Below are 26706 nucleotides of genomic sequence, written 5' to 3'. Positions count from 1 at the left end.
AATGCCGGAACGCGCGTTCAAGCGTCCCCATACGGCGGCATCAGCAGCCAGTTGCCGGCGTCGAAGTTCGCGATGTAGACCGATTCGAAGCTGCCGTCGCCGCGACCGCGCCACAGGAACAGCGGCGCACTCGGGCCGTCTTCAGGGCCACGCATCCAAACCAGATCGCCCTTGCCGTCGCCGTCGAAGTCGCCCCAGCCGCTCAGCCTATAATTCACCGTGTCGACATTCAGCACACCGGTACGCAGCGTGGTTGCACCGTTCATCCACCAGTACGCCAGCAGGTGCTGATCCTGGCTGACCCAAACCAGATCGGTGCGCCCGTCGCCATTGAGATCCGGATACGCATCGACGCTCCAATCGGCGCCGACCGTGCTGACGTACTGCTGATCGAAATGGCCGTCGCTGCGGCTGCGCCACAGGTACAGGGCCTGGCTTTGCCGGCCGCGCCACAGCAGATCCTCGCGGCCGTCGCCATCGAAATCGCCGACGGCGGCCAAGGTGTAATTGATCACGTCTAGCGGATACAAGCCGGTGCGCAGGATTGTCGCGCCGTCCATCAGCCAGTACGCCATCTGGGCTTTCGAGCGATTTCTCCAGATGACGTCGCTCTTGCCGTCGCCGTTGAGATCGGCGGATCTGTCGATCAGCCAGCCGTCCGCGGCCTGGCCGATGTACTTGTGTTCGTACCATCCCGCCTGGTTGAGCCGCCCCAACGTCAGCGTGCCGTTGTTCCGCAGCCAGAGTTGGTCGACCCGCTTGTCGCCGTCGAAATCGCCGGATACGAACACGATCGCATCGCCATCGAGCGTGGCGGGGCCGGTGCTGCGCACGACCTGCGCGCCTTGCATGTACCAATGCGCGCCATAGATCGAGCCGTCGACCAGCCCGAGCCAGACCAGGTCCGAACGCCCATCGGCATTGGCGTCGTTATAGGCGCCGCGCACGGACGCCAGCGTTTGCGCGGATGTGGCCCGCAGCGGGGACGCGACGAGGTCGCGGTGCGAGCCCACCGGTGTTGCGGCAGACAGCAGCGGACCACTGGCGGATGCGAGCGGGCCCACGAAACCGGCGGTGACGGTATCCGGCGCGACGGCCCGGGCGAGGACGGGCGAGGCGCCAGCCTGCGATGGGGTGGCGGCGACTTCGTTCGAATCTTGCGGGCAACCCGACAGCGATAGAACGGCGATCCCTGCTAGAACCATGTTGCGCATTGCTGACTCCTTCAAATTGAGCTGCCGCCTGCGCGGAAAGGCAGCAGCTCCGTGCGTGCCGTCGCGATGGCCGGCGCCCGGCCGGTCGACGCGCTCGCGGTCGGTACATCCTTGGCTGCGAGGCTGCCGGCATTCGAACTCGCCGGGTTCTCAGTGTGCTCCTGCGAGCATCCGGCCAGCAGCGCGGCGGCGATGGCGGCTGAAATGAAATAACGCACGGTTGGACTCCTGGTGCGGGGTGAAACTGCGGGGGAATGGACGGGGCCGACGATTCGCGATCAAGTGCGGTCAAGCATCCGCGTAGGCCGGCATCAATTGCCAAGTGCCTGCGTCGTAGCCGGCGATGTAGATCGAGTCGAAGTTTCCATCGCCTCGGCCGCGCCAGAGGTAAAGCGGGGCGTCGTTGCCGTTGGGCCGTCCCACCCAAACCAGGTCGCCCTTGCCGTCGCCGTCGAAGTCGCCCCACGCGCCCAGGGCGAAATTTCGGGTGTCTGCCGAGAGCACGCCGGTGCGCTGGATCGTGGCGCCGTTCATCCACCAGTACGCCACTTGATCCTCCTCCAGATTGATCCAGACCAGATCCGAGCGCGAGTCGCCGTTGAGATCGGGGGTCGCGTCCAGTCGCCAGATGCCGCTGACCGTGCCGACGTACTGCTGATCGAAATGGCCGTCGCTGCGGCTGCGCCACTGGTACAGCACATGATTGCGTTGGTGGCGCCATAGCAGGTCTTCGCGACCGTCGCCGTCGAAGTCGCCAACGCCGGCCAGCGTGTAGTTGGCGGCGTCGAAGTCGTACACGCCGGTACGCAGGACGCGGGTGCCGTCCATGACCCAATAGGCCATCTTGCGCTGCGAGCGATTGATCCAGACGATGTCGCTCTTGCCGTCGCCGTTGAGGTCGGCGGAGCGGTGGGGTAGCCAAACGCCATCGGTGTGAGCGATGAACTTCGACTCGTACCAGCCGGCTTCGTTGAGCCGGCCCAGGCTCAGGTTGCCACTATTCGTCAGCCATAACTGGTCGACGCGTCTGTCGCCATCGAAATCGCCCGTGCTCATTACGATGGCGTCGCCGTCCAGGGTGGTCGGACCGGACGTGCGCGTGATTTGCGCGCCTTGCATGTACCAATGCGCACCTACGAGGGAACCGCTGGCCTCCCCGATCCAAACCAGATCAGAACGGCCATCGGCGTTGGCGTCGTTATAGGCGCCGCGCACGGACGCCAGCGTTTGCGCGGATGCGGCTCGGAGCGAGGACGCGACGAGGTCGCGGTGCGGGCCCACCGGTGTCGCGGCAGCCAGCTGCGGGCCACCAGCGGATGCGAGCGGGGCCACGAAACGGGCGGTGACGGTATCCGGCGCGACAGCCCGTGCGACGACGGGCGAGGCGCCAGCCTGCGATTGGCTGGCGGCGACTTCGTTCGAATCTTGCGGGCAACCCGACAGCGTTAGAACGGCGATCCCTGCTAGAACCATGTTGCGCATTGCTGACTCCTTCAGATTGAGCTGCCGCCTGTTCGGGAAGGCGGCCGTACCGGTATTGCGAACGCAAGAAAAATTCGACTGCGGATCAAGCTCCCTGTGCGACATCGAATCGAAATTGCAAACCTAGGATACGGATGTACGCACCGGTTTCGCATGCGCGGCGTGAAGCCGATTTTTCGTTATCGGTACCAATGCAATAGCAATGTGCATGATCTCCACATTGCTTGTTGACCAAGTCCTGATTTGATGTGTGCTTGATCAGGGTTGAGCGCCTCTGTGCAAGGTCCGCCGCGTAAAAAGCACGGCGAGGGGCAGCGCAGTCATCGTACGGATGCTTCGTCATCGAATCTGAAGGGCGGGCTGTCGTGAGCGCCGGGCCTAAGGTCGCGGATCGCTCCCGCGCCCACACAAGTACCATGCGCGACTTTTACTCAAACAACGTGAATCGCCGAAGTGGCGGGAGCCGGTACCGCCGGGCTGCCTATGGATTCGGTATGACGCGCCATATCGTGTTGTCGTAATGAGCGACGTACCGCGATTCGAACGTTCCGTTGCCGAGACTGCGCCACAGGTACAGGGGTTCGGTGTTTCCCTCCGACGACCAACCGCTCCACATGACATCGCCCTTCCCATCGCCATCGAAGTCGCCCAGTGTCGCGACCTGGTAATGCTGCATGTCGGCGTCGATGCTGCCGCGCTGCAGGACGCTGGCGCCGTTCATCAGCCAATAGGAGAACTGTTTCCGGGAGAACGCGGTGAAGATCAGATCGGATTTTCCATCCCCGTTGAGATCGGTGGTGCCACGTAAATGATGCTCGATGGTCTGGTTGCCCACATACAGCTGATCGAAGTGGCCGTCCGTCCGGCCGCGCCACATGTAGATGGGGCCCCTTATGTCGTTGCCGTACCACAGCAGGTCGCCACGGCCATCGCCGTCGAAATCGCCGCTGCCCGCGGCCAGGAAGACGTAGTTTTCGGTATCGAAGGAATAGAGCCTGCTGCCCAGCACCGTGGGCCCGCTCATGAGCCAGTAGGCCATCAGCCCGCGCGCCTTATCTACCCACACGATGTCGCTCTTGCCGTCGCCGTTGAGGTCCACGGCCGCTCTGGGCGTCCAGCCCTCGCCGACGGTGGCGATGTAGGTTTGCTCGAAGCCGCCGGTCTCGTTCTGTCGGGCCAGGACGAGTTGGCGGCCGGGGTCGCTGGCATTGAACCAGAGCTGGTCCACGCGTCGGTCGCCATCGAAATCGGCATTGAGCACGGGGGCGGTTTGCTCCCAGACGACCCGGGTCGGTCCGGTGTACTGCTGCACGGTGGCTCCGTTCATTCGCCAATGCGCCGTGTCGTAGTGGAAACCGTTGAGGCGGACCCAGGTGAGGTCGGAGCGGCCATCGGCGTTGGCGTCGCCCTGGGCAGGCCGCGTGATCGCGAGCGGCGAGGCGGCCGGTGCGGCCGATATCGCCAGCGTGTCGGATGGGCCGATACCGATAGCCCTTACCACTCCATTGCGCGTGGAGCCGGGTGCGCGAATGGACGGACGAACGGCCGGCGTGACCTCGGCGTCGGCGTCGGCGTTATTCGATTCCGCGCTGTCCGTCTTTTGTTCGAGCGGGCATCCGGTCAACAACGCGGCAGCGAAGGCGGCTGAGAGAAGATTGCGCACGCAAAGTCTCCTTGCGATGGGTGTGACGGCGAGCGATGGAGGTCCACATGGGGCGCAGATGGCCGCGAGTCCGTGTGCGAAGGCGCAATGCCGATACGCCTGTCTCCATGAATGAATTCGGTGCGATGGATCTTGTTCTCGAAGGTCTCAGCGCTTGGGGTAGCGGTCCGGCAGCGACAGCCAGGTGGAGCGGTTGTAGGCGGCTACGTAAGACGCGTCGAAACGACCGTCGCCACGGCCGCGCCACAGGAACAGCAGCGCCTGTTCATCGCGATCCTGTGTGGTCCACAGGATGTCGCCTTTGCCGTCGCCGTCGAAATCGCCGGTGGCTGCAATCTCGTAGTTGCCGAGATCGGCCGGGAGGGTGCCGCGGCCTTGTACGCTGGCGCCGTTCATCCACCAATACGCCACCAGGTTGTCGCGGTTCGTCCAGATCAAGTCGGTCCGGCCGTCGCCGTTGAGGTCGGACGTCCATTCCAGTTCCCAGTCGTAGTCGATGCTGCCCACGTAGACCTGATCGAAATTTCCATCGGCTCTGCCGCGCCAGAGGTACACGTGCGGCCCGCCGGCGCCTCCAGTCCACAGCAGGTCGCCACGACCGTCTCCATCGAAGTCGCCGCTGGCGTTGAGCATGAAGTTCGCGCGGTCGTAGGTGTAGACACGGCTGCCGGACACCGTCGCTCCGTTCATCAGCCAATAGGCGATCAAGCCGCGCGTCCGGTCTATCCAGACGATGTCGCTTTTGCCGTCGCCATTGAGGTCCACGATTTCGCCCGGCAGCCAGCCGTCGCCAATGGTCGCGATGTGGGTCGGCTGAACGCCGCCGTCGACTTGTCTGGCCCATATCAAGCTGCGCTTGCCCGCGCTGCTGTCGAACCAGAGCTGATCGGTCCTGCGGTCGCCGTCGAGGTCGCCTTTCCAGACGCCGTTGGTGCCCGCCGGAGGTTGGCTAGGGCTGGTGGTGCCGATAACGCTGGCGCCGTTCATCATCCAATGCGCGACCGCCTGGACGCTTACGGCGGACCTGACCCAGAACACGTCGGAGCGGCCATCGGCGTTGACGTCGTTGTGCGAGCCGGGGGCGACGGCCAAGGTGGCGTGCGTGCGAGCGGTGGAGTCGCTTTGCGGAGCCGTGCGAAGCGGGCCGCTATGAACTTGCCAGCGGGCGTCCAACGGCTGCACCGAGTGAGGCGAGTGCGTCGGCTGCTGCGCTACGCTCGCTAGAGCGGCGACGGTGGCGGCTGATAGGAGCAAGTGCATGCTGCGTCTCCAGAGGGTGGCTGCGATACGGAGAGTGAAGGGAGCATGTCGGTGGCGGCGGATGGTCACGAGACCAAATGCGAAGGCGGCGGCAACCCGTGCGGCCGTCGGCAGGTGTCATGACGATCGATCCGAGTGCCCCTCGCCACGGCCGTCGCGGTGTGTTGGCTCCGCGTTTTCCGACATGCGCGATCGCATCCACGTCTAATTCCTGAGCGCATGTTGCATTGGATTTGCATGCGCTGCGTGAAGCCGGATCCGGTAGCCGATGCGGGTGCGGGATAAGTGCGCATCCTTCGCGCGCTGTTAGTTGATCGAGTGCTGACCTTATGTGCCTTTGTTGAGCCATCGTGCGTTTCAAGTGCGATCATTCCGCAGGCGGAGGTGCGTCCATATGCGGGCAACCAGCGAAGGCGCATCGCACTTGAGTTCCGCGCGTTTCATGCGATATGCGATATGTGAGAAGGCAATTCTACGATCGGGCGAAGTCGCCAGCTCGAGGTTGCGCAATGCGTGCGCCGCCGAAGATTTGCGCCGAACCGTTTTCCTGTATACGAAGAGTGGATGTTATTGAATGATCTTCAGTGCCGTGGCGTCCGATGTGCTCACAATTGATTCGCCTGTGCGCAAGAAATCGCTTGTGGCATGGACAAAAAAAACCCCGTCGGTCGGACGGGGCTTTCGCTCGCGATGACGCCGATGGCTTAGGGAATCGGAGACCACGCCGTCGAGTAGCTGGCTAGATACGGCGTGTCGAACTCGCCGTTGCCGCGACTGAGCCACAAGAAGATGAGTCCGGTGGATGCATTGGTCCACAGGATGTCGCCGCGGCCATCACCGTTGTAGTCGCCGGTCGCGGCGATCCGGTAGGCCGGATCGATGGATTTCACGACCGACGATTGGATGGCGGCGCGGTTCATTTGCCAGTACGCCATCAACCCAAGATTGTGGTTTTCCCAAATCAGGTCGGACATCCCGTCGCCGTTCAGGTCGGCGACGCCAGCGAGTGTCCACGAGGGGTCGTAGCGCGTGATTCCCTCGGTTTCGTAATGAAGGCCGTCGCCGAAGGGGTTGCGCGACAGATATAGGTAGTTGTCGACAGGGTTGATCTGGATCAGGTCTCCGTTGCCGTCGCCATCGAAATCGCCGCTGCCGAACATTTCAAGGCGAGGAATGGCGGTAGCGCGTCTCACGTAGGACGAAACGACCTTGCCCCCGTCCATGAACCAGTAGTAAGCGGTGCGCTTGGTGCTGTCCTGCCAAATGATGTCGTCCTTGCCGTCTTCATTGAGGTCGTGCCCGGACGAAACAACCCGCCAGCCGGTGCCCCAGGTGGCGAACGGCGAGTAGGGGGCACTCACGTATTGCGTATCGAACTGGCCGTCGCCGCGGCTGCGCCATAGGTAGGCGATGTTGTCGGCATCGTTCATCCACAGCAGGTCGGCAAGGCCGTCGCCATCGAAATCCCCCGTGGCAGCGATGCGATAACGAGGATCGACTGGAAAGCTGCCGCTGCCAGGTACGCTGGCCTGATCGATCCACCAGTAGGCCATCAGCGCTTGACCCGGGTGATACCAGAACAGATCAGACTTGCCATCGCCATTCAGATCGTTGCGTACGCTGCGTTTGGGATAGGGCACGACAGCGGCGCGGAACCGAGCGACCATTGGCATCATCAAGTTGAGGCTTTGAGCGTTGTCACTGGTGCCGTGTTTGCCTAAGGGGCGGTTGTTATAGGGATAGACCCATCTGGGATTGCTGAAGTACGGAACGGAAAACTGGGAGCTTCCGGCCTTCGGAATGGCCATAATCGTGTAGAAGCCGTCGGCCTCGTCTTCGCGATAACCCTGTGAATAGTAGTGGGCGCCCCATCCGCCAATGGGAATGTCTTCGACGTTGTGCGCTTGTCCGAGGTTGTGGCCGATTTCGTGAGCCAGGGTTTCCTCTGGGCAGTGGGCGGTTTTACCTACGCTTTCGTCGAAGTCGACGCCGTCGCCGATTACCGAGTAGCCGAATTTCTCGTCGGCGCTATTGAGGGGCATGCCTTCTTGCGGAGGGCGGATGATCCATGCCGTGCCGCAGCTCGCCTGTTGAGGCAGCGATAATGGACGAACCAGGGAAACCAGGTCGGCGCCATAGATTTCGCGCGCATCGCGGAGAGGTTGCAGACCTGTCGGAACGGGTCGGCTCTCGCAGCTCGATGCGCTGCACGCCTGGCCGCTCAACTCGCCAAGCGCGGCGGCGTTGGCATTGGCGTCGGTATACGCGACGCGCATCGAATGCACCAGGCGAAGGCGGTGATAGATTCCGCTGCTTCGAAAGGCTTGATTGGTCAGCGCGACCAAGTGGCTCAGGCGCGTGTTGACCTGGGAATCTCCACCGTAGCGGACGGCCAATCCGTCGGTATAGCCCAGCGCCAGGTCGACGACGCCGTTCGGTTTCGCCAGTGGTTCGATCGCCGCAGCGCTGGCGGCCTGGTCCAGCTGGGGCACGATCAGCGCATCGGATTCGCTGGATACGTGGAGTCGTCCGTCGAACAACTTCGACGGATCGGCTACGGCGAGCCAGCCGCGGCCGCCGAAGGTCGTGATCCGTAATGCTGTGCCCGTTCGCTGTTCGATCCTGCCGAACACCGCTTTTTCGCCAAACGTAATCACCGCTTGCGCGCCCTCTGCGGTCTGGCCGATCCAAGTCCAGTTGCCGTCCGGGCTTTCTTCGTGACGCTGATAGGTCAGGCGGACTGGACGGCCATCGGGTGCGGTCAGCGACAGGCTGCGGCCGGGCGTTGCCGCGTTCAGTGCGTGCGTTTCGCTCAGTTCGATCGGGTGATAGGTGTAGGCGCCGCGGCTTTGGCTGGCGGTTGAGCGGTCGTAGCGGACCAAGGCGCCGTGATCTGGCAGGCCGGCGATACCCGGGCGGTCGCGGATCCGTGGCGCGGCCGCGATGGCCGCGGAAGCTGTACTTAGGTCTGGCGAAGCGCCGGAGGGGGCGCTGCCGGTTTGTGGCGCAGGGCTGCAGCCCGCCATCAGCAACATGACGGACACAGCAAAAATCGAACGACGCATTGCTACTTCCTGCCGGCGCAAAATGGCCGACTCCCCTGGCCTATAGCTTAAGAGGAAGCGCTGCGTATCCGTGCGGTTTGCGGTGAGCCGGTTGCATGAGGCCCTGGAAGGGGCGTTTGGACGGGGTATCCGACACCCACGGCAGGGGGAGCATGCGCTGCACCGGCGATCCGGTCGCCAGGTTGGGGGGCTTTGATGAACAAAAAAAGCCCCGCGGGTTGCGCGGGGCTTTTCGTGTACGACGTGCGGGCGGATCAGGGAATCAGCGACCACGCCGTCGAGTAGCTGGCCAGGAACGGCGTGTCGAACTCGCCGTCGCCGCGGCTGCGCCACAGGTACATCAGGCCGGTCGAGGCGTTGGCCCAGATGATGTCGCCGCGGGTGTCGCCGTTGAGGTCGCCGGTGGTCGCGATGCGGTAGGCGGTGCCCACCGACTTCGCGCTGGAGTATTGGATGTTGGCGCCGTTCATCCACCACTGCGCCATCATGCCCTGAGTCGGTTCTTCCCACACCAAGTCCGACTTGCCGTCGCCGTTGAGATCGGTGACGCCGGCGATGTTCCAGCTGGTGCCGTAGGCGGCCAGGAACGGCGTGTCGAAGTTGCCGTCGGGGCGGCTGCGCCACAGATAGAGGTAGCCCTGGCTGGCGTTGGCCCAAATCAGATCGCCGCGGCCGTCGCCATCGAAGTCGCCGCTGGCGACCACGCGATACGCCGTGCCGACCGTGTACACGCGGGTGGACACGGTGGTCGAGCCGTTCATGATCCAGTACGCCATCGTGCCCGTGGCGGTGTTCTCCCAGACGATGTCGCTCTTGCCGTCGCCGTTGAGGTCCGGCGTTTCGGCGACCGCCCAGCCGGCGCCGATGGCACCGACGAAGGACGAGCTGAACTGGCCGTTGCCCAGGCTGCGCCACTGGTGCAGCTGATTGTTGGAGCTGTTGAACCACAGCAGGTCGGTGCGGTTGTCGCCGTCGAAATCGCCGGTGCCGACGATGCGGAAGGCGGTGCCGACCGAGAAGCTGCCGCTGCTCACCACCGAGGTGTTGTTCATGAACCAATACGCCATCGAACCCGCGCCGGCGTTGTACCAGATCAGGTCGGAGTTGCCGTCGCCGTTGATGTCGTTACGGACCTTGGTCGGGTCCGGAATCAGCGACGCGCGGAACTGCGCGATCAAGGGCATGGTCTGGTTGAGGCTGCGCGCGTTGTCGGCGGTGGCCGAACCCGTCGGGCGGCCGGTGCCCGGGTGGATGACGCTGGGGTTGCCGAAGTACGGGATCGAGAACTGGGTGCTGCTGCCCAGGCGGTAGGCCATCACGGTGTAGAAACCGTTGGTGGCCGCTTCGCGGTAGCCGTAGGAGTAGCTGTGCGCGCCCTGGCCGCTGCTGTCTTCCGGATTGTGCGCCTGGCCCATGTTGTGGCCCAGTTCGTGCGCCAGCGTCTCTTCGCGGCAGAAGTAGGTCTTGCCGTCGCCTTCGTCCTTGTCCTGGCCGTCGCTGACCACCGAGTAGCCGAAGCCCGCATCGCTGTTGTCGATGGTCGAGCCGCCGCCGCCGAGCAGCCAGGCGATGCCGCAGCCGTCGTGTTCCGGGGTGTTGAACGGACGCACCAGCGAGACCAGGTCGGCGCCGACCGCGTCGCGCGCGGCGCGCAGGCCCTGCAGGCCCACCGGCACCGGCTGCTGGGTGCAGCCGGAGGTGGTGCAGGTGTAGCCGGTCAGGGCTTCCAGCGCGGTGTCGTTGGAGTTGGTGTCGGTGTAGTCGACCTGCATCGTGTGCACCAGGCGCACGCGCGGGGTGATCTGGCTGTCCTGGTAGGCCTGGTTGGTGATCGCCATCAGGTTGACCAGGCGGGTGTTGACCTGGGTCGCGCCGCCGTAGCGCGCGATCATGCCGGCGGTGTAGCCCAGCGCCACGTCGACGGTGTTGGCGGCGTTGGCCAGGGTGCCGACCTGGGCCGAGGCGGCGCCGGCGGCGGTCTTGGCCGGAATCAGGGTGTCGGACTCGGCGTCGCGGCGCAGGTTGCCGTCGAGCAGCTTGCTCGGATCGGCTTGCATGATCCAGGTGCGGCCGTTGAGCGTGGTGATGCGCAGGGCCTCGGTGGCCTTCTGCTCGATCTTGCCGAACACGGCCTTCTCGCCGAAGGTGATCACGGCGCGCAGGCCGTCCTGGGTTTCGCCGATCCAGGTCCAGTTGCCGTCGAGGCTTTCCTCGTGGCGCTGGTAGGCGATGCGCATCGGCTGGCCGTCCGGCGTGGTCAGCGAGATCGCGCGACCCGGCACGGTGGCATTGAGGATGTGGGCTTCGCTGAGCTCGGCCGGCAGATAGGTGAACGCGCCGCGCTGCTGCGGCGCCTGGCTGCGCTCGTACTTGATCAGCGCGCCGCGGTCGGGCAGCGATGCGAAGCCGTGGCCGGCCGGCAACTTGACCGAGGTGGCGCTAGCGGCTTGCGCGATGGCGCCGGCGGTGGTCGCCGTCGTTGCGGCCTGCTTGCCCGGATCCGACTCCGAAGCGCAGCCGGCCATGAACAGGGTGACGGTCAAAGCTAATAGTGAATAACGCATCGTTGCCTCAGCTGGCTGGATCGTAGGTGGCGCCCGGCTGCAAGCATAGCGCCTTCAGCTGGCCCGTCGCATGACCATGCGCCCGGCGGGTGGGGTGCTATTTGCTACGCCTATTCCAGTTCTGGATGGGCATGAATGGGGGCGTTTGCGTGCCAGACGCGCTTGGCGACGTCGCGCCCCTTTTGCGATAGGAACGCAGCCCGCGCACGAGCGCGGCCCCAGAACGGGAAAGGCCGCCCGGAGGCGGCCTTTCGAGTGCGCTATGGGCGCAACTTCAAAGTGCCTTTTCCAGCTCCGGCAGCAGCGCGAACAGATCGCCCACCAGGCCGATGTCGGCGATCTCGAAGATCGGCGCGTCGCCGTCCTTGTTGATCGCGACGATGGTGCCGGCGTCCTTGATGCCGGTCAGGTGCTGGATCGCGCCGCTGATGCCGATGGCGACGTACAGCTCCGGCGCGATGATCTTGCCGGTCTGGCCGACCTGCAGTTCGTTGGGTACGTAGCCGGCGTCGACCGCCGCGCGCGAGGCGCCGACCGCCGCGCCGAGCTTGTCGGCGAAGTCGTAGATGATCTTGAAGTTGTCGGCCGAGCCCACGCCGCGGCCGCCGGAGACCACGCGCTTGGCGCTCTGCAGGTCGGGGCGGTCGGACTTGCCGGCGGCCAGGCCCACGTAGCGCGTGTGGCTGGGCAGGCTGGCGTCGACCGCCGCGGCTTCGACCGCCGCGCTGCCGCCCTGGCCGGCCTCGGGCCACGAAGCGGTGCGCACGGTCGCGACCACGGTGTGGTCGGCCGGCGCCTCGACGGTGACGATGGCGTTGCCGGCGTAGATCGGGCGCTTGAAGCTGTGGCTGCCTTCCACCGCCATCACGTCCGACACCTGGGCCACGCCCAGCAGGGCCGCGACGCAGGGCATCAAGTCCTTGCCGAAGGTGGTCGAGGGGCCGAACACGTGGCTGTAGCCCTGCGCGATCGCGGCGATCTGCGGGGCCTGCACCTGCGCGATCGCGTTGGCGTTGGCGGCGTTGGCCACGGTCAGCACCTTGGCCACGCCGGCGATCTGCGCGGCCTGGCTTGCGACGTCGGCCGGATCGGCGGCCAGCACCACCACGTCGATGCTGTCGGGCTTGAGCGCCTGCGCGGCGGACACGCACTTGGCGGTGGAGGCGTTGAGCTTGCCGTTCAAATGTTCGGCGACGATAAGAACCTTGCTCATCACAGCAACCCCTTCTGCTTCAGTGCGGCGACCAGTTCGGCCGCGTCCTTGACCATCACGCCCTTGCTGCGTTTCGGCGGCGGTGCGTAATGGGTGGTCTTGAGGGTGTCGCCGGTGTCCACGCCCAGGTCGGCGAAGGCGATCGACTCCAGCGGCTTGCTCTTGGCCTTCATGATGTCGGGCAGCTTGATGAAGCGCGGCTCGTTGAGGCGCAGATCGGTGGTGACCACGGCCGGCAGATCGACTTCCAGCGTTTCCAGGCCGGCGTCGACTTCGCGCGTGACCGTGGCCTTGCCGTCGGCGACATCGAGCTTGGAAGCGAAAGTGGCCTGCGGGCGCGCCCACAGCGTCGCCAGCATCTGACCGGTCTGGTTGGCGTCGTCGTCGATCGCCTGCTTGCCCAGGATCACCAGGTCCGGCTGTTCCTTCTCGATCAGCTTGAGCAGGGTCCGCGCGGCGGTGAGCGGCTGGATCGGCTGGTCGCTGACCACGTGGATGGCGCGGTTGGCGCCCATCGCCAGGCCGTTGCGCAGATGCGCCTGGGCGTCGGCGGGGCCGATGGTGGCGACCACGACTTCGGTCGCGATGCCCTTGTCGCGCAGCCGCAGGGCTTCTTCCAGGGCGATTTCGTCGAAGGGGTTGGCCGACAGCTTGACGCCGTCGGTGACCACGCCGGAGCCGTCCGGCTTGACCTGAATGCGGACGTTGTAGTCCACCACGCGCTTGTAGCCGACGAGGATCTTCATCGTGCGGGGATTCCTTGGGGGTGCCCGAATGGGAGGTGCGCGGCCCGGGGGCCGGGAACCGCCAATTCTAGCGGAGACCGTCCGCCCGCGCAGGGGGCAGGGGGTGGCCCACGGCCGCCGCGCCCGCCGAAATGCGCCCAGCATGCAGGCAACGTGCGCTCATCCGCGCGACCAGGCGCGGATGCGCGTCCAGGTGCAGCCGCCCTGCGTCGGTACGTGGGCGGTCGTCGTCGCCCACGCGGGCCCGCCCCGAACTGCCTCGCCGGGGGTGTCAGCTCTTGACCAACTGCCGCGGCGTCGGCGGCCCCAGCTTGACGATGACCACGCCGTTGACCCGCCGCACCGAACCCGGCGCGGGCCAGGTCGGCATGGATTGGGCGGCAGGAATCAGGTCCGGACGGTTTCCCAGCCAGACCGGATCGAGGCCGTTGAACCCCTGCAGCTTCATGTACAGCGCGACCCGGCGCACATTGCCGCCGTCGTGTTCGTAGAACGAGGTGCCGAATACCTCGGCGCGTTTCATCTGGCCGTCGACAGGGAGATAAAACTGACCGGACAGGGCGAACGGGATGGTGCCGTTGGTCCCGGCGCCCGCGGCCTCGACGATGGCGGGCGCCAGGCGCTGGGTCAGCGCGGCGTCGGCCGCGCGCGCCAGTTGCTCGGTATAGAACAGGGACGAACCGATGGACGCGACGACCACCGAGTAGTACGCCAACACCAGCGCATAGGCGGTGGGCAGGCGCGGGATCGCGATCGGAACGCTGCGCGTCGCCAGCCAGGCGGCGAGCAGGGGCCATGCGATGTGCGCGCGTGCGGGCAAGGTGCCGACGGAGAGCACGAACGGGGCGGCGACCAGCGCGACACCAAGGATCGCCACCAGCCAGGTCGACGTCCATTGCTGCAGCCCGTTGCCGCCGCCACCGCGCAACAGCCGCCACAAGGGCAGCAAGCCCAGCCAGGACAGCGCGAGCACCGCAGCGCCCCAGCCCAGGTAGATCGGGTGGGTTCCGCACAGGTAGGCGGACAGCGCCTGAGCAGCCACGGTCAGGGAGCCCGCGGGATCGGCGCGCAGACGATCCCACTGCAGGTACATGTCGACGTAGGCCATCTGAATGCCGGTGACCCGCAACGCGATTCGCTGGACCATCCAACAGGCGATGAAAGCACCGACGAACACGCCTGCCGATACGAGGGTCTTGCCGACCAGCTCGCGCGTCCGCGCGCTCGCGGAGCCGTCCGGATCGGCCTCGAACTCGGCGTGTACGGTCAGAAGGATGTACAGCACGATGTAGATCGCCAGCGTCTGGTAGATCGACACCGCAAAGGCGAGCAGTGCGATCGCCGCGATCCGGTCGCGCCAGGTCCGGCTGCGCACCGCCAGCCCGCCGCCTAACGCGGCCGCTGCGAGTCCGAAGCCGAAGCCGGCGGCGAAGGTGTTGAACTCGGCGATGTGCAGCCACAGCGGGAAACCGGTGTGGACGATCGCGTAAACGTACGCGCGCGGCGTGCTCAGGCGGAAATCGTCGATGGCACGCGAGGCGGCGAAAATCAGGCCGGTGCCGAACAACGCCGTAGACAGCAGCGGAATGGCTTCGAAGTTGGGCAGCAGCCAGGTCAGCAGGCTCATGCCCCAGCGGCCTTGGCTCAGCCAGGTCAGTGCCGTGTCTGTAGCGAAGCTGGCCACTTCTTCGTCTTTGGACAGCGTGAAATGCGACAGCTCGACGCCGTAGACCAGCAGGAACACCACCGCGGCGGCCAACACGGGCCCGTTCCAGGCCTGCGGCTGGGCGAAGGCGGTCGAGGCGCGGGGCGATGCGGTCATGGCTGCCTGTCTTGATCGGAGGGTGCGGGGCGTGAGGTGTGGCGCACGATCTTGCGGCCCAGAGCGTAATTGATCGGCAGCATCAGCACGATGGTCACCAGCGGCGCCACCACCGCGGGCAGCTGGAACCGCTGGAGCAATACCGAGAAGATCGCGAACGAAACGATGGCCTGGATCAGGTACACCAGCGGATACGCCGCCAGCCCCGACCAGGTCCAGCGGCCGCGGAATACCCAGATGCTGTTGACGGAGTACGCCCACACGATGCCGGCGACGTACGACACCGCGTAGGCGGGCGTGGGCGCGATCCACAGCAACAGCAGCAGGTACAGCAGGTAGGAGAAGGCGGTGGTGGTCGCGCCGGCGATCAGGAAACGGAACTTCTCGTTCCGCAGCAGGCCGGCCAGCGCGCGCACCGCTCAGCCTCGCGCCAGGGCGAGGAACTCGTCGTAGCTGCGGATGTAGTCGTCCGCCCGGTAGGGCTCGGAAGCGAACACCAGCAGCACCGCGTCGGACGAGTAGCGGTACTGCGTGCCCCAGATCATCGGCGGCAGATGGATGCCCAGGCTGGGCGCGTCCAGCACGAACTCCTGGCGGCGCATGCCGTCGTCGGCCAGCACCTGGACCGAGCCGTGCACGCAGATCAGGAACTGGTGGCAGTGCTTGTGCGCATGCTCGCCGCGAATCTCCTGCGTGGGCACGTCGTAGATCACGAAATGGCGCTGCGGCCGGAACGGCAGGTCGCGTTCGAACTCGCTGGCCGAGAGCGAGCCTCGCATGTCGAAGAACTGCGGCAGGCGGTGCAGGTTCACGCCCCGGACGGTGGTCGCGCTGACGCCGGGCGCGGCATCGCCCGCCGTTTCGGTTTCGGTTTTCGCAGCGGCGACGGCGTGATCGCTGACATAGCCGACGATGCGCGCCGGATTGCCCGCCACGATCGCGTTGGCCGGCACCGAGCGGGTGATCACCGATCCGGCGCCGACCATCGCGCCGCTGCCGATACGCAGGCCCGGCAGGATCGTCGCGTTGGCACCGATGGAAGCGCCGGCTTCGACGACGGTTTCGAGGAAGCGGTCGGGGTATTGCCGGCTGCGCGGGAACAGGTCGTTGGTGAAGGTGGCGTTGGGCCCGACGAAGACGTCGTCGTGCAGGCGCACGCCGTTCCAAAGCTGCACGCCGCATTTCACCGTGACGCGATCGCCCACGGTCACGTCGCCTTCGACGAACACCCCGTCGCAGATATTGCAGTCGCGCCCGATGCGCGCGCCCGCCAGCACGTGGGCGAAGGCCCAGATGCGCGTGCCTTCGCCCACCGCGTCGGTCTCGCACAGCGCGTTGGGGTGGACGAAATGGCTCATGGCGGTCCCTCGTTGAAGGTCTCTTCCGACTGGATCACTGCCAGCGGCCGGCCCTTGGTGTTCTCGAACGCGCGCCAGGCATAGGTGCCGACCACGCCCAGCGCCAGCGAATTGAAGGCGCCGAAGAACAGCACGGTCAGCATGGTGCCGGTGTAGCCCGGCACCGGCACCAGGCCGGACAGCTTCGCCGCCAGGGTGACGATGCTGAGCACGATCGCCAGCAACATCGCGATCGCGCCCAACGCGATCAGCAGGCGCACCGGCAGGTCGGTGAAGGCGAAGATGCTGTCGGACAGGTAGCGCAGCTTCTTGCGCAGGGTCCACGCGCTCTTGCCGTGTTCGCGCGACCTGCGTTCGTAACCGATGAAGCTGCGGCGGCCGCCCAGCCAGAACAGCTGCGCCAGCAGGCTGGTGTTGGATTCGCCCAATGCGAGCAGACGGTCGCGGAAGCGCGCGGTGACCGCGAATATGTCGACACCGCCCTTGGGAATGTCGCGCATGACCAGACGCCGGTACAGCGACCAGAACGCATTGGAGGCGAGTTTGCTCGGCCAGGGATCGGAGCGGCCCTCGCGCACGCCGAAGGCGACGTCGTGGCCCTGGTTCTTGAGCGCGTCGTAGAAGCCCAGCACCAGTTCCGGCGGCTCCTGCAGGTCCGCGGCCATCACCGCGATCACGCTGCCGCGGGCTTTTTCCAGGCCGACCCGGATCGCGGAAAACGCGCCGAAGTTGCGCGACAGGCTGATCAGCTGCGACGGAAATCCCGCTTGCGGCAGGCGCTCGTGCAACAGCGCATAGCTGCGGTCCGGGCTGCCGTCGACCACGAACACCGCTTCGAACCCGCCCGCGCACTGTTGCCGGATCGAGGCGATGGCCTTGAGCAGGGCGTCGATGGACGCTTCGTTCCCATACACGGGAACGACCAGCGACAGGCTGTCGTTCAGAACCGGTTGCATGCTTGGATCACTCCGGCGACCTCGTCGTCCGTCATCTCCGGAAAACACGGCAGCGTCAGCACCCGTGCGGCATCGCGCTGCGTATGCGGCAGGTCGATGTCCGCATAGCGGCCGCCGTGGCAGGGCTGGCGATGGTCCGGGGTCGGGTAATGGATGTCGGTCTGCACGCCGGCTGCGGCGAGGTGTTCGCGCAGCTCGTCGCGGCGGTCGCTGCGGATTACGTACAAGTGGGCGACGTAGTCGTCGCCGGCTACGGGCGACGTGGCGATCGAGGCGTTGCGGATCTGCTCGGAATAGCGATTGGCGATGGCGCGCCGGCGTCGGTTCCAGCCGTCCAGCAGCGGCAGCATGGCCGACAGCATGGCCGCCTGGATCTCGTCGAGCCGGCTGTTGCGGCCGCCGGCCAGCGCGTTGGTGTACTTGCCCGTCCAGCCGTACTGGCGCAACTGGCGCACGCGCGCGGCGAGCGCGTCGTCGCCGCAGACCACCGCACCGCCGTCGCCGAGGGCGCCGAGGTTCTTGGTCGGATAGAAGCTGAAGCTGGCGATGTCGCCCAGCGCGCCGGCACGAACGCCGTCCGCGTCGCGCGCGCCGTGCGCCTGTGCGCAGTCCTCGACCACGGCCACGCCGTGGGCGCGGCACAGCGCGAGCAGTTCGCGCATGCGCGCGAGCCGGCCGTACAGATGGGTGGCGACCAGCGCTTTCGCGGCGGGCTGCGTGCGCAGCACCGCCTCGACCGCCGCCGGGTCCAGCGTGGCCTCGTCGGGCAGGATGTCGGCGAACACGGGTTCGGCGCCGCAGGCCAGCACCGCCGAGGTCGCGTACATGGCGGCGTTGGCCGCGACGATCACGCGGTCGCCGGGCGCCACGCCCATGCCCTTCAAGGCCAGTTCCAGCGCATCGGTGCCGTTGGCCACGCCGATGCAGTGGCCGCTGCCGCAATAGGCGGCGAACTCGGCCTCGAACGCGGCGACGCGGCGGCCGAGCACGAAATGGCCGCTGCCGATGACGTCGTTGGCGGCCTGCGCCAGCGCGGCTTGCAGCGGTTCGATATGCCGCAGTAGCGAGTTGATCGGGATGCTGTGCGAGGTCATGGAGGCCGCCGGACGCTGGCCGGTAGTTTGCCAGACGGCGGCAGGACCAGCGCCGTCGCCACCGCGCCGCCCGCAACGGCTCGCGTCGGGCGTGGCGGCTCAGTGCGGGTCCTGGACGGTGAGGGTCTGCGATCCCTGCCAGCGCTGGCCAGGCTCCAGCCGCAGCGGCGCGGCCGCGGCGGCGGCTTCGACGCAGACGAAGCGACGGTGTTCGCCGGCGCCCAGGTCGGCCAGGTCCGCGGCCAGGCGTTCGCCGGGGTTCCAGACCACGGTGTCGGGGAAGCCGTCGCTGCGGATCGCCAGGCGGCGGCCGTCCTCGTGCAGCGTCAGACCGCCGGCGGCGTCGGGATAGAGGCGGTCGACCTCGCCGGCGAAGCTGAGCTGCGCTTCGTGCTGCACGCCGGGCGCGTCGTGCCGGGTCGCATCCAGGTAGCGGCGGCCGCCCAGGCCGATCAGCCCCGCCCGCGCCAGCTCGTCCAGACGCAGATAGGTGTGCAGGGCGGCGCCGAACTCGAAAGCCTCGTGGCCGGTGTTGGCGATACGCAGCGACATCGCCAACGAGTCCCGTCCCAGTTCGGCGGACAGCTCGGCTTCGAACCGATGCGGCCACAACGTGCGGGTGGCATCGTCGTCGCGCAGCAGGAACCGGCCTGCGCCGGCGTGCGTCCACAGCTGCGTGCGCGCGAAACCGTGGCGCGGGCCGGGGCCGCGGTCGGAGAACTGCGGAAAGATCACCGGTACGCCGCCGCGGATCGCCTGGCCCGGCGCGTAGCGCGCGTGCGGGCTGAGGTACAGGCGTTCGCGACCGGCGCAGATCCAGGACAGCACCTGTCCGCCCTGCAGCGACACCCACGCCTGTGCGCCGTCCGGCCCCTGCAGGCGCACCCGCGCCGGATTGCCGCTCATGCCGCCTCCCGGACGTGGCGCAGAGCCCGGGTGACTGGCGCCTGAGCGGCGGCCCCGGCCGGCGGGCCGCAAATCCGGCGGCGCGAGGTCGCGATCCGGTACCCTTCACGGCGTAACCCCAGTGCGGAGTCGAAATGCTTCACCCGGTCATCCTCAGCGGCGGTAGCGGAACCCGATTGTGGCCGCTTTCGCGACAGAACCAACCCAAGCAGTTCCTGTCGCTGATCGGGGACCATTCGCTGTTCCAGGAAACCGTGCTGCGCGCGAGCAAGCTGCCGCAGGCGCAGGCGCCGATCACGGTCTGCGCCGACGACCACCGTTTCATGGTCGGCGAGCAGTTGCAGGCGATCGGCGTGCGCAGCGGCGGCATCCTGCTGGAGCCGGTCGCGCGCAGCACCGCGCCGGCGATCGCGGCCGCGGCGCTGCATGCGCTGGCCGGCGACGCCGAGGCGCTGTTGCTGGTGATGCCGGCCGACCATCTGATCGACGACGAGGCCGCGTTCCGCGACGCCGTCGCCGCCGCGATGCGGCTGGGGCGCGAGGACTGGTTGGTCGCGTTCGGCATCCGTCCCGACTATGCCGAGACTGGCTACGGCTACATCCTGCGCGGCGACGCCTTGGGCGAGGACGGGTACCGCATCCAGCGCTTCGTCGAGAAGCCCGATCAGGCCACCGCCGAGCGCTACCTGGCCGAGGGCACCTACGCCTGGAACTCGGGCATGTTCCTGTTCCGCGCGCGCAGCTACCTGGACGAGCTGGCGCGGCTGGCGCCGGCGATCCACGCCGCCGCTCAGGCCGCGTTCGACAGCGCCGGCACCGATCTGGATTTCCTGCGCCTGGGCCAGGAGGCGTTCGCCGCCAGCCCCAGCGATTCCATCGACTACGCGGTGATGGAAAAGACCGATCGCGCCGCGGTGGTGCCGGTGAGCTGCGGTTGGAGCGACATCGGCTCGTGGTCCTCGCTGTGGTCGGTGGCCGAACGCGATGCCGACGGCAACCGTCACGAGGGCGACGTGATCTCGGTCGACACCCGCGACAGCCTGGTGCGCGCCTCCGACCGGCGCATGATCGCCACGCTCGGCGTCGAGGATCTGGTGATCGTCGACACCGCCGACGCGACCCTGGTCGCGCGCAAGGACCGGGTCCAGGACGTCAAGGTCATCGTCGACCGGCTCAAGGCCGCCGGCCGCCAGGAGCATCTTTTCCACCGCAAGGTCTACCGGCCCTGGGGCAGCTACGATTCCATCGGCGTGGGCGAGCGCTTCCAGGTCAAGAAGATCGTGGTCAAGCCGGGCGCCGCGCTCAGCCTGCAGAAGCACCAGCATCGCGCCGAGCATTGGATCGTGGTGTCCGGCGTGGCCGAGGTCACCTGCGACGACAAGGTGTTCGAGCTGCGCGAGAACGAAAGCACCTACATCCCGCGCGGCAGCGTGCACCGCCTGCGCAACCGCGGCAGCGAGCCGGTCGAGCTGATCGAAGTGCAGTCCGGCGGTTACCTGGGCGAGGACGACATCGTCCGGCTTGAGGATGTGTACGGGCGTAGTTGACGGAGTCGCTGGACGACGCAATTTCCGTGCCGGACTGCCTCGCTTCGCATGCCGTGCGCGCGGCAGTGGAAAATATGCCGATATTGAGTAGTAAGCGCATGCTTCTTCAGCCTGCACCGCTACCGTTCGTCGAATAGCGCTTGGCAAAGCCATGCGCCTGGAGTACTCCATGCCTGGGGGTCGATACGGGCGAACGCGAATTCGTGCAGTCCTGAGCGGTAACTGACGAATCCCGTCCCTGGTCGGTCATGGAAGACACCGCTGCCAGCGCAAGGGGAAGGCTATGGACGGCCGTCGGCGTATCGCCGCTATTCGCGTTTCGATCGTGTTCTTGCTGTCGTGCGCCCTGCTGGGGTGCGCGACGTCGATTCACCGCACGTCGTCGCCTTGGGGTTACAAGGCGCACATCCTCAGCATCGACGCCAAGCAACGTAACGTCATCAGTGCGGTGGGCGCGCCCAGTGCGGTGGATGGTCGCCTCTATCGACGCTTCTGTTCGGAGCCGCCGCCGGACGTTTTTACTGCTCTTGCCACCAGCCTGTCGGCAGAGGCCGAAGCAAGCTTCACCGCCAAGAAAGCAGACGCGGTCAGCACGGCGCTCAGGCATACACTGTCCGAAAACGCGGCCACGATCGAACGCACTCAAACAGTCAACATCCTGCGCGAAGCGATGTTCCGCAATTGCGAGCGCTACCTCAGCGGTGCGGTGAGCACCGACGAGTTCATCGTGCAGGCGGCGCGTGACCAGCGCGCCATGGTCCATATTCTAGCGATCGAACAAATCACCGGGGTTGCCCGGGCGCAGTCCACGGCGCTGACCACGCTGGCCAAGGCGACGGACACCGGGACTACAGAGGAAACCATCAAGTTGCTCGATGCCGCGAGGCAGCGTGAGGCCGACGCCAAAAAGGCCAGTGCGACCGCCGCCAAGGCCGCCTACGATCAAACGCCCGAAGGCGACTGCGCCAGCGCGCCGAAAGCGCCCAACGACAAGGTCACCGAGGCGCAACTCAAGGACAAGAAAGCCAAGTGCGATGCAGCGGACACCGCGGCGGACGCGCACAAGCAGGCAACCGCCTATCAGGCGACGCTGGCCGCCGCGCTGCAGCGACAAGGCGACGCCCTGGTCACGGCTTGGGGGTCGGCGAGCTCGGCGCAGCAGCAGGGGTTGGCGGCGAACAAGGACATCGCACAAGTCGTGCTGGAGATCGTGAAGCAGAGCGACAACTTCAATGAAATCGAGATGGCCTGCGTGGTGCGGTTTCGCAATGGACCAACCAGTGGCGGTGCGGATCAGGGCTTTTATGACGCCTGTAAGGGACTGGTCGAACAGTTGGTGCTGACGCGTAAGGCCGAGCTCAAAAGCGAGGAAGCTGAGTACTTGGCGCTTCAGCAGAAAGCTGAGGGCGATACTCGCAGTTGGGTCGGCGCATTGTGGACTTATTTCGCACAGGGAAAAAGCTTGAATGCTGCGACCTTGGATGCCTTGACGCAGAAGGCAGGTGTGAAATTGCCGAAGGAGCGCCGCAGACAAATCCTGGTCGCGAAGACCGTCGATGATTTCGAGAAACAGATTAGGCGCATAGATCCTGGTCTTGTGCGTCTACTGGTTAACGCCACGCAATAGTTCTGTAGGGGGAGCAACGCCATGTCTGAACTGATGGTCTTGACGGGAAGCCAGATGAAAGTCGAAGTTCGTTTCGACAATCTGGCATTGAAAAAGGACGAGTACCGCATCCTGCGCCGCGGATTGTTCAGCCAGTTTCAGGTGGAGAACGTCGACAAGCCGGGAGATTCCTGGGCGACCGAGGCCGAGGAGCCATACTGTTTGGTCTTGGAGATCTACTGATCTTGCGACGGTTTTGCGCGTTCGTTCCTGAGCTTGGATAGCGCGCGCCGTAACACCGCCACAAACCGATCCGCGCTGCCCTCGGCATATGGGAAGAACAGCGACGGCTCGCACAGTTCCAGCTCCAGCAATCGGGGCGTACCGTCGCCGTCGCGGATCAGGTCGACGCGCGCGTAGGCGAGCGGCGCGTCCAGCCTCAGCGCGTCGTGCGCGGCCGCGAGCACGGCTTGCGCCAGCGCATGTTCGTCGGCGGCCGGTTCGCGCGCCACGATCTGCTCGGGCGCGAACAAGGCCTCGGTGGCGCCGGTGTCCGGGCGCAGCAGCGCGCCCTTGCGGATCGCGTGGCTGTAGTCGCCGTCGAAGTACAGCAGCGCGGTTTCGCCGTCGCGATCGACCGAGGCCAGATAAGGCTGCAGCAGCACGCTGCGGCCGGCGTCGAGCAGGCGCGCGATGTGATTGGCGGCGGCGAATTCCTGCGCGCGCGCATACCGTTGCGTATCGCGCGAGCCGGCGCTGACCGTGGGCTTGACCACGAACTCGCCGGCTTCGGCGTGGTCGGCCAGGAAGGCCTGCAGCGCCGGCAGCGGATCGGCGTCGGGTTCGACGTAGGCGCTGGGCACCACCGCCACGCCGCGTGCGGCCAGGTCGGCCAGGTAGTGCTTGTCGGTGTTCCAGCGCACCACCGGCAGCGGATTGAGCAATTGCGATCGTGCGGCGACGCGTTCGCACCAGGCCAGGAACTCCGGCAGGCGCTCGGTGTAGTCCCAGGGCGAGCGCAGCAGTACGGCGTCGTATCGTGACCAGGTCACGGTGGGGTCGTCCCAGGCGCGCACGTCCGCAGGCCAGCCGGCGCGGGCGCAGGCTTCGAGCAGCGGCACCATATCGGTGTCGGTTCCGGTGGCGGCGATGGCGGTGACCAGGGCGAGGGTGCGCATGGATCGAGTCTAACGTCGGCGCGCGTCCCCGCACGAGTGACCATTGCCCTAATGTCCGGTGGGGCGGGGCGGCCCGGCACGGTAAACTGCGCCCATCCCGCACAGGAGTTCCCCCACCATGGCCGAGGCCATTGCCGCGACGCGCAGCGCCGGCGCCGCGAAGAACAAAGTGTTCCCCAATGCCCACGAAGCGCTGCGCGGACTGGTTGCCGACGGCCAGACCCTGGCGGTCGGCGGCTTCGGCCTGTGCGGCATTCCCGAGGCCCTGATCGCCGCCTTGCGCGACAGCGGCGTCAAGGGGCTGACCGCGATCTCCAACAACGCCGGCGTCGACGGTTTCGGCCTGGGCCTGCTGCTGGAAACGCGGCAGATCCGCAAGATGATTTCGTCCTACGTCGGCGAGAACAAGGAGTTCGAGCGCCAGTTCCTGTCCGGCGAGCTCGATCTGGAATTCAACCCGCAGGGCACGCTGGCCGAGCGCCTGCGCGCCGGCGGCGCCGGCATTCCGGCCTTCTACACGCGCACCGGCTACGGCACCGTGGTCGCCGACGGCAAGGAAACGCGCGAGTTCGACGGCCACCACTACGTGATGGAAACCGCGCTCAAGGCCGACGTCTCGCTGGTCAAGGCCTGGAAGGCCGACACCGCCGGCAACCTGGTGTTCCGCAAGACCGCGCGCAACTTCAATCCGGCCTGCGCCATGGCCGGCAAGGTCTGCGTGGCCGAAGTCGAGCAGATCGTCGAGGTCGGCGCGATCGATCCCGACCACGTCCACCTGCCCGGCATCTACGTCGATCGCATCGTGCTCAACGCCGCGCCCGAGAAGCGCATCGAGCAGCGCACCGTGCGCGCCTGAGGCGCGCAGCGCTCACCGACGACTCGACGCTCACGACACTTCTTAAGGAATTCGACATGGCTTGGACCCGCGATCAAATGGCGCAGCGCGCCGCGCAGGAACTCACCGACGGCGCCTACGTCAACCTCGGCATCGGCCTGCCGACGCTGGTGGCCAACTTCATCCCCGACGGCATGGACGTGTGGCTGCAGTCCGAAAACGGCCTGCTCGGCATCGGCCCGTTCCCGACCGAGGCCGAGGTCGACGCCGACCTCATCAACGCCGGCAAGCAGACCGTGACCGCGCGCGACGGCGCCAGCTACTTCGGCAGCCACGACAGCTTCGCGATGATCCGCGGCGGCCACATCGATCTGGCGATCCTGGGCGCGATGCAGGTCACCGACAAGGGCGACCTGGCCAACTGGATGGTGCCCGGCAAGATGGTCAAGGGCATGGGCGGCGCGATGGACCTGGTGGCCGGCGTCAAGCGCGTGGTGGTGCTGATGGAGCACAGCGCCAAGAACGGCGAACACAAGATCCTGCCCGAATGCACGCTGCCGCTGACCGGGCTGGGCGTGGTCAACCGCATCATCACCGAACTGGCGGTGATGGACGTGACCGACGAGGGCCTGGTGCTGGTGGAAACCGCGCCCGGCGTGGGCGAGGACGAGCTGCGCGAGAAGACCGGCGTGGCGTTCAAGCGCGCCGCCTGAGCGCATAACGGCAAAGGTGCGCCGCTCGCGCACCTTCGCCAACCGCCGCCGCGGCTACTCGATCTGCTTCACCGTGGCTGGACCGAGCCGCTCTTGATGAAGTCGCGCATCTGCGGGAAATAGTCCGCGGGCTGGCGCGTCGACAGGCGGCTGCCGTCGGCGCCGACTTCGAACTCGTACATGCCGTGCTCGGCATGCGGAAACACGGTGTGGCGGATGGGTGCGCCGGCCTGGGCCAGCCCGGTCAGGCGCCGCACGGTTTCCGCGCTGGGCGCGTCGATGTCCTCGCCGCCCAACAGCCACAGCTGCGGCACGCGCAGGTTGCGCAGCACCGGCATGGCGTCGTAATCCAGCGGCGTGCCCGGAAACAGCGTCGGTCCGACCGTGCGCAGTTCCGCTTCTGGTTTTTCCAGGATGAAGAAGCTCACATTGCCGCGCACGAACTTGAACCAGGGTTCGGCGCCGTAACGCTGCTTGATCTTCGCCAGGCCGTCGTAGCCTTCGCGGAAATCGCTTTGCAGGACCACAGCGGTGGCATCGGCCACCTCCATAGCCTTGGCGACCACGTCGGGGCCGTAGCCGCGGCGGCTCATGTCCAGCGCGATCGCCTCGCGGTCTTCGTCCAGCGGCGATACGGCCAGGCCGAAGCTGACGATCACGAAGTCCGCCGGTTCGATCCGCGCCGCCAGCGGCGCGACCCAGCCGCCCTGGCTGCCGGCCTGATAGCCCATGCGTCCGGCGCGCGTGCCGGCCAGGCGCCGCGCCTCGCGCAGCGCCGCGATCGCGTCGTTGGCCAGGGTCAGGAAGTTCTGCGTGTAGCGGCCGGTGGACGCGCCGGTGCCGCGCTTGTCGTAGACGAAAGCGCCGATGCCCTCGGACGGGAACTGCCGCTGCAGCGCGTAGTAGTCGCGTGCGGAGTCGCGCTCCGAGCCGTGCACCAACACCACGATCGGCACGGCGTCGTCGCCGGCCGGCAGCACCAGGCGGCCGGCCAGCGTTGCATCGCCGGCCTGGAAGCTGGTTTCGACGACCTCGAACTTCAGGCGCTCGCCGGCGATGCGGTCGAACGCGATGCGGCCGCGCGCGCAATCGCGCAGGTCGACGCGATGGCCGTCGGCGCGGTCGGTCCAGCCCAGCGTGCTCACCCATGCGCCGCGCGCGGCCCCGCTCAGCTTGCCGCTGGTGCCGTCCTTCATGCGCCAGCGGTAGTGGCTTTCGTCGGACACGGCCAGATCGACATCGCGTCCGTCGCTAAGGCGGTAGCTGCCGATGCAGGCGCGGTCGGTGGGCTCGGCGGCGGACGCATCGCGCGGCCACAGGCTGCCTGAGGCCAGCAGCGCGCACAGGGCGATGCCTTGGATGAGGGGCGGAAGCGGTCTGATCATGGTCGGGCCGGAGGAGGGAAGGGGCGGCGCGCTGCGCCGTGGATACTTTTTAGCCCGGCCGACCAGTACAGTACCGATACACTTTCCGATCTTTCCACC

At 66.5% G+C, this 26706-nt stretch carries 22 protein-coding genes; 5 read left to right on the top strand and 17 right to left on the bottom strand.

Annotated elements, in window-relative coordinates:
• Positions 1-17: 17 nt before the first annotated feature.
• The 15 genes from LVB77_RS18820 to LVB77_RS18750 form a co-directional block, all read right to left on the bottom strand.
• A complete protein-coding gene (locus LVB77_RS18820) occupies positions 18-1214 on the bottom strand; it encodes a VCBS repeat-containing protein (protein WP_232907657.1) in 1197 nt (398 codons plus the stop codon).
• Between the two features lie 11 nt (positions 1215-1225).
• Entirely contained in the window at positions 1226-1432 is a 207-nt protein-coding gene (locus LVB77_RS18815; RefSeq protein WP_232907655.1) for a hypothetical protein, read from the bottom strand.
• Between the two features lie 70 nt (positions 1433-1502).
• A complete protein-coding gene (locus tag LVB77_RS18810; protein ID WP_232907654.1) occupies positions 1503-2696 on the bottom strand; it encodes a VCBS repeat-containing protein in 1194 nt (397 codons plus the stop codon).
• A gap of 481 nt (positions 2697-3177) precedes the next feature.
• The gene (locus LVB77_RS18805; RefSeq protein WP_232907652.1) at positions 3178-4359 is read right to left on the bottom strand and encodes a VCBS repeat-containing protein; all 1182 of its coding nucleotides are present in this window, start codon (positions 4357-4359) and stop codon (positions 3178-3180) included.
• 147 nt (positions 4360-4506) lie between these two features.
• On the bottom strand, positions 4507-5532 hold the full coding sequence (locus tag LVB77_RS18800; RefSeq protein WP_232907651.1) for an FG-GAP-like repeat-containing protein: 1026 nt from the start codon (positions 5530-5532) through the stop codon (positions 4507-4509).
• A 791-nt stretch (positions 5533-6323) separates the two neighbouring features.
• On the bottom strand, positions 6324-8684 hold the full coding sequence (locus tag LVB77_RS18795) for an FG-GAP-like repeat-containing protein (protein ID WP_232907649.1): 2361 nt from the start codon (positions 8682-8684) through the stop codon (positions 6324-6326).
• Between the two features lie 254 nt (positions 8685-8938).
• Positions 8939-11248, bottom strand: a complete 2310-nt coding sequence (locus LVB77_RS18790; protein ID WP_232907648.1) for an FG-GAP-like repeat-containing protein — start codon at positions 11246-11248, stop codon at positions 8939-8941.
• A 274-nt stretch (positions 11249-11522) separates the two neighbouring features.
• Positions 11523-12461 carry an electron transfer flavoprotein subunit alpha/FixB family protein gene (locus tag LVB77_RS18785; RefSeq protein ID WP_232907646.1) on the bottom strand — a complete coding sequence of 313 codons (939 nt, stop codon included), beginning with the start codon at positions 12459-12461 and terminating at the stop codon, positions 11523-11525.
• Positions 12461-13207 carry an electron transfer flavoprotein subunit beta/FixA family protein gene (locus LVB77_RS18780; RefSeq protein WP_232907644.1) on the bottom strand — a complete coding sequence of 249 codons (747 nt, stop codon included), beginning with the start codon at positions 13205-13207 and terminating at the stop codon, positions 12461-12463. Before LVB77_RS18780 ends, LVB77_RS18785 begins: the two co-directional genes overlap by 1 nt.
• 271 nt (positions 13208-13478) lie before the next feature.
• Positions 13479-15029, bottom strand: a complete 1551-nt coding sequence (locus tag LVB77_RS18775; RefSeq protein WP_232907642.1) for a glucosyltransferase domain-containing protein — start codon at positions 15027-15029, stop codon at positions 13479-13481.
• Positions 15026-15445, bottom strand: a complete 420-nt coding sequence (locus tag LVB77_RS18770) for a GtrA family protein (protein ID WP_232907641.1) — start codon at positions 15443-15445, stop codon at positions 15026-15028. The genes LVB77_RS18775 and LVB77_RS18770 overlap by 4 nt, the downstream gene beginning before the upstream one ends.
• Positions 15446-15448: 3 nt before the next feature.
• Entirely contained in the window at positions 15449-16387 is a 939-nt protein-coding gene (locus LVB77_RS18765) for a WxcM-like domain-containing protein (protein ID WP_232907639.1), read from the bottom strand.
• A complete protein-coding gene (locus LVB77_RS18760; RefSeq protein WP_232907633.1) occupies positions 16384-17343 on the bottom strand; it encodes a glycosyltransferase family 2 protein in 960 nt (319 codons plus the stop codon). The genes LVB77_RS18765 and LVB77_RS18760 overlap by 4 nt, the downstream gene beginning before the upstream one ends.
• Positions 17328-18437, bottom strand: a complete 1110-nt coding sequence (locus LVB77_RS18755; protein WP_232907632.1) for a DegT/DnrJ/EryC1/StrS family aminotransferase — start codon at positions 18435-18437, stop codon at positions 17328-17330. The genes LVB77_RS18760 and LVB77_RS18755 overlap by 16 nt, the downstream gene beginning before the upstream one ends.
• A gap of 99 nt (positions 18438-18536) precedes the next feature.
• Positions 18537-19343 (bottom strand): D-hexose-6-phosphate mutarotase, encoded by an 807-nt coding sequence (locus LVB77_RS18750; RefSeq protein WP_232907631.1) that lies wholly within the window; start codon positions 19341-19343, stop codon positions 18537-18539.
• A gap of 134 nt (positions 19344-19477) precedes the next feature.
• On the opposite strand from LVB77_RS18750, the gene LVB77_RS18745 reads away from it, so the two are divergent.
• The 3 genes from LVB77_RS18745 (at position 19478) to LVB77_RS18735 (ending at position 22739) form a co-directional block, all read left to right on the top strand.
• On the top strand, positions 19478-20890 hold the full coding sequence (locus tag LVB77_RS18745) for a mannose-1-phosphate guanylyltransferase/mannose-6-phosphate isomerase (protein WP_232907629.1): 1413 nt from the start codon (positions 19478-19480) through the stop codon (positions 20888-20890).
• A 283-nt stretch (positions 20891-21173) separates the two neighbouring features.
• Positions 21174-22517 (top strand): hypothetical protein, encoded by a 1344-nt coding sequence (locus LVB77_RS18740; protein ID WP_232907628.1) that lies wholly within the window; start codon positions 21174-21176, stop codon positions 22515-22517.
• 21 nt (positions 22518-22538) lie between these two features.
• A complete protein-coding gene (locus LVB77_RS18735; protein WP_232907622.1) occupies positions 22539-22739 on the top strand; it encodes a hypothetical protein in 201 nt (66 codons plus the stop codon).
• On the opposite strand, the gene LVB77_RS18730 is transcribed toward LVB77_RS18735, so the two are convergent.
• Positions 22733-23674: a hypothetical protein gene (locus LVB77_RS18730; RefSeq protein ID WP_232907620.1), complete on the bottom strand. Its 942-nt coding sequence runs from the start codon at positions 23672-23674 to the stop codon at positions 22733-22735. The two genes, LVB77_RS18735 and LVB77_RS18730, sit on opposite strands and share 7 nt — an antisense overlap.
• 118 nt (positions 23675-23792) lie before the next feature.
• Between LVB77_RS18730 and LVB77_RS18725 the strand changes: the two genes are divergently transcribed.
• Positions 23793-24530 (top strand): CoA transferase subunit A, encoded by a 738-nt coding sequence (locus LVB77_RS18725; protein WP_232907619.1) that lies wholly within the window; start codon positions 23793-23795, stop codon positions 24528-24530.
• 56 nt (positions 24531-24586) lie between these two features.
• Positions 24587-25222, top strand: a complete 636-nt coding sequence (locus LVB77_RS18720; protein WP_232907618.1) for a CoA transferase subunit B — start codon at positions 24587-24589, stop codon at positions 25220-25222.
• 68 nt (positions 25223-25290) lie between these two features.
• Here LVB77_RS18720 and LVB77_RS18715 read toward each other — a convergent pair whose 3' ends face one another.
• Positions 25291-26607 (bottom strand): alpha/beta hydrolase, encoded by a 1317-nt coding sequence (locus LVB77_RS18715; protein WP_232907617.1) that lies wholly within the window; start codon positions 26605-26607, stop codon positions 25291-25293.
• Positions 26608-26706: the final 99 nt, after the last annotated feature.

It is taken from the genome of Lysobacter sp. 5GHs7-4 (assembly GCF_021284765.1).
GTDB lineage: Bacteria > Pseudomonadota > Gammaproteobacteria > Xanthomonadales > Xanthomonadaceae > Lysobacter.
This window is presented reverse-complemented; position numbering and strand designations above follow the sequence as displayed.

Bases quoted from the DNA above. Each gene is read 5' to 3' on its own strand.
- LVB77_RS18765 (WP_232907639.1), bottom strand. From the start codon at position 16,387: ATGAGCCATTTCGTCCACCCCAACGCGCTGTGCGAGACCGACGCGGTG.
- LVB77_RS18755 (WP_232907632.1), bottom strand. From the start codon at position 18,437: ATGACCTCGCACAGCATCCCGATCAACTCGCTACTGCGGCATATCGAA.
- LVB77_RS18760 (WP_232907633.1), bottom strand. From the start codon at position 17,343: ATGCAACCGGTTCTGAACGACAGCCTGTCGCTGGTCGTTCCCGTGTAT.
- LVB77_RS18725 (WP_232907619.1), top strand. From the start codon at position 23,793: ATGGCCGAGGCCATTGCCGCGACGCGCAGCGCCGGCGCCGCGAAGAAC.
- LVB77_RS18795 (WP_232907649.1), bottom strand. From the start codon at position 8,684: ATGCGTCGTTCGATTTTTGCTGTGTCCGTCATGTTGCTGATGGCGGGC.
- LVB77_RS18735 (WP_232907622.1), top strand. From the start codon at position 22,539: ATGTCTGAACTGATGGTCTTGACGGGAAGCCAGATGAAAGTCGAAGTT.
- LVB77_RS18715 (WP_232907617.1), bottom strand. From the start codon at position 26,607: ATGATCAGACCGCTTCCGCCCCTCATCCAAGGCATCGCCCTGTGCGCG.
- LVB77_RS18730 (WP_232907620.1), bottom strand. From the start codon at position 23,674: ATGCGCACCCTCGCCCTGGTCACCGCCATCGCCGCCACCGGAACCGAC.
- LVB77_RS18745 (WP_232907629.1), top strand. From the start codon at position 19,478: ATGCTTCACCCGGTCATCCTCAGCGGCGGTAGCGGAACCCGATTGTGG.
- LVB77_RS18740 (WP_232907628.1), top strand. From the start codon at position 21,174: ATGGACGGCCGTCGGCGTATCGCCGCTATTCGCGTTTCGATCGTGTTC.
- LVB77_RS18790 (WP_232907648.1), bottom strand. From the start codon at position 11,248: ATGCGTTATTCACTATTAGCTTTGACCGTCACCCTGTTCATGGCCGGC.
- LVB77_RS18775 (WP_232907642.1), bottom strand. From the start codon at position 15,029: ATGACCGCATCGCCCCGCGCCTCGACCGCCTTCGCCCAGCCGCAGGCC.
- LVB77_RS18785 (WP_232907646.1), bottom strand. From the start codon at position 12,461: ATGAGCAAGGTTCTTATCGTCGCCGAACATTTGAACGGCAAGCTCAAC.
- LVB77_RS18820 (WP_232907657.1), bottom strand. From the start codon at position 1,214: ATGCGCAACATGGTTCTAGCAGGGATCGCCGTTCTATCGCTGTCGGGT.
- LVB77_RS18810 (WP_232907654.1), bottom strand. From the start codon at position 2,696: ATGCGCAACATGGTTCTAGCAGGGATCGCCGTTCTAACGCTGTCGGGT.
- LVB77_RS18720 (WP_232907618.1), top strand. From the start codon at position 24,587: ATGGCTTGGACCCGCGATCAAATGGCGCAGCGCGCCGCGCAGGAACTC.
- LVB77_RS18780 (WP_232907644.1), bottom strand. From the start codon at position 13,207: ATGAAGATCCTCGTCGGCTACAAGCGCGTGGTGGACTACAACGTCCGC.
- LVB77_RS18750 (WP_232907631.1), bottom strand. From the start codon at position 19,343: ATGAGCGGCAATCCGGCGCGGGTGCGCCTGCAGGGGCCGGACGGCGCA.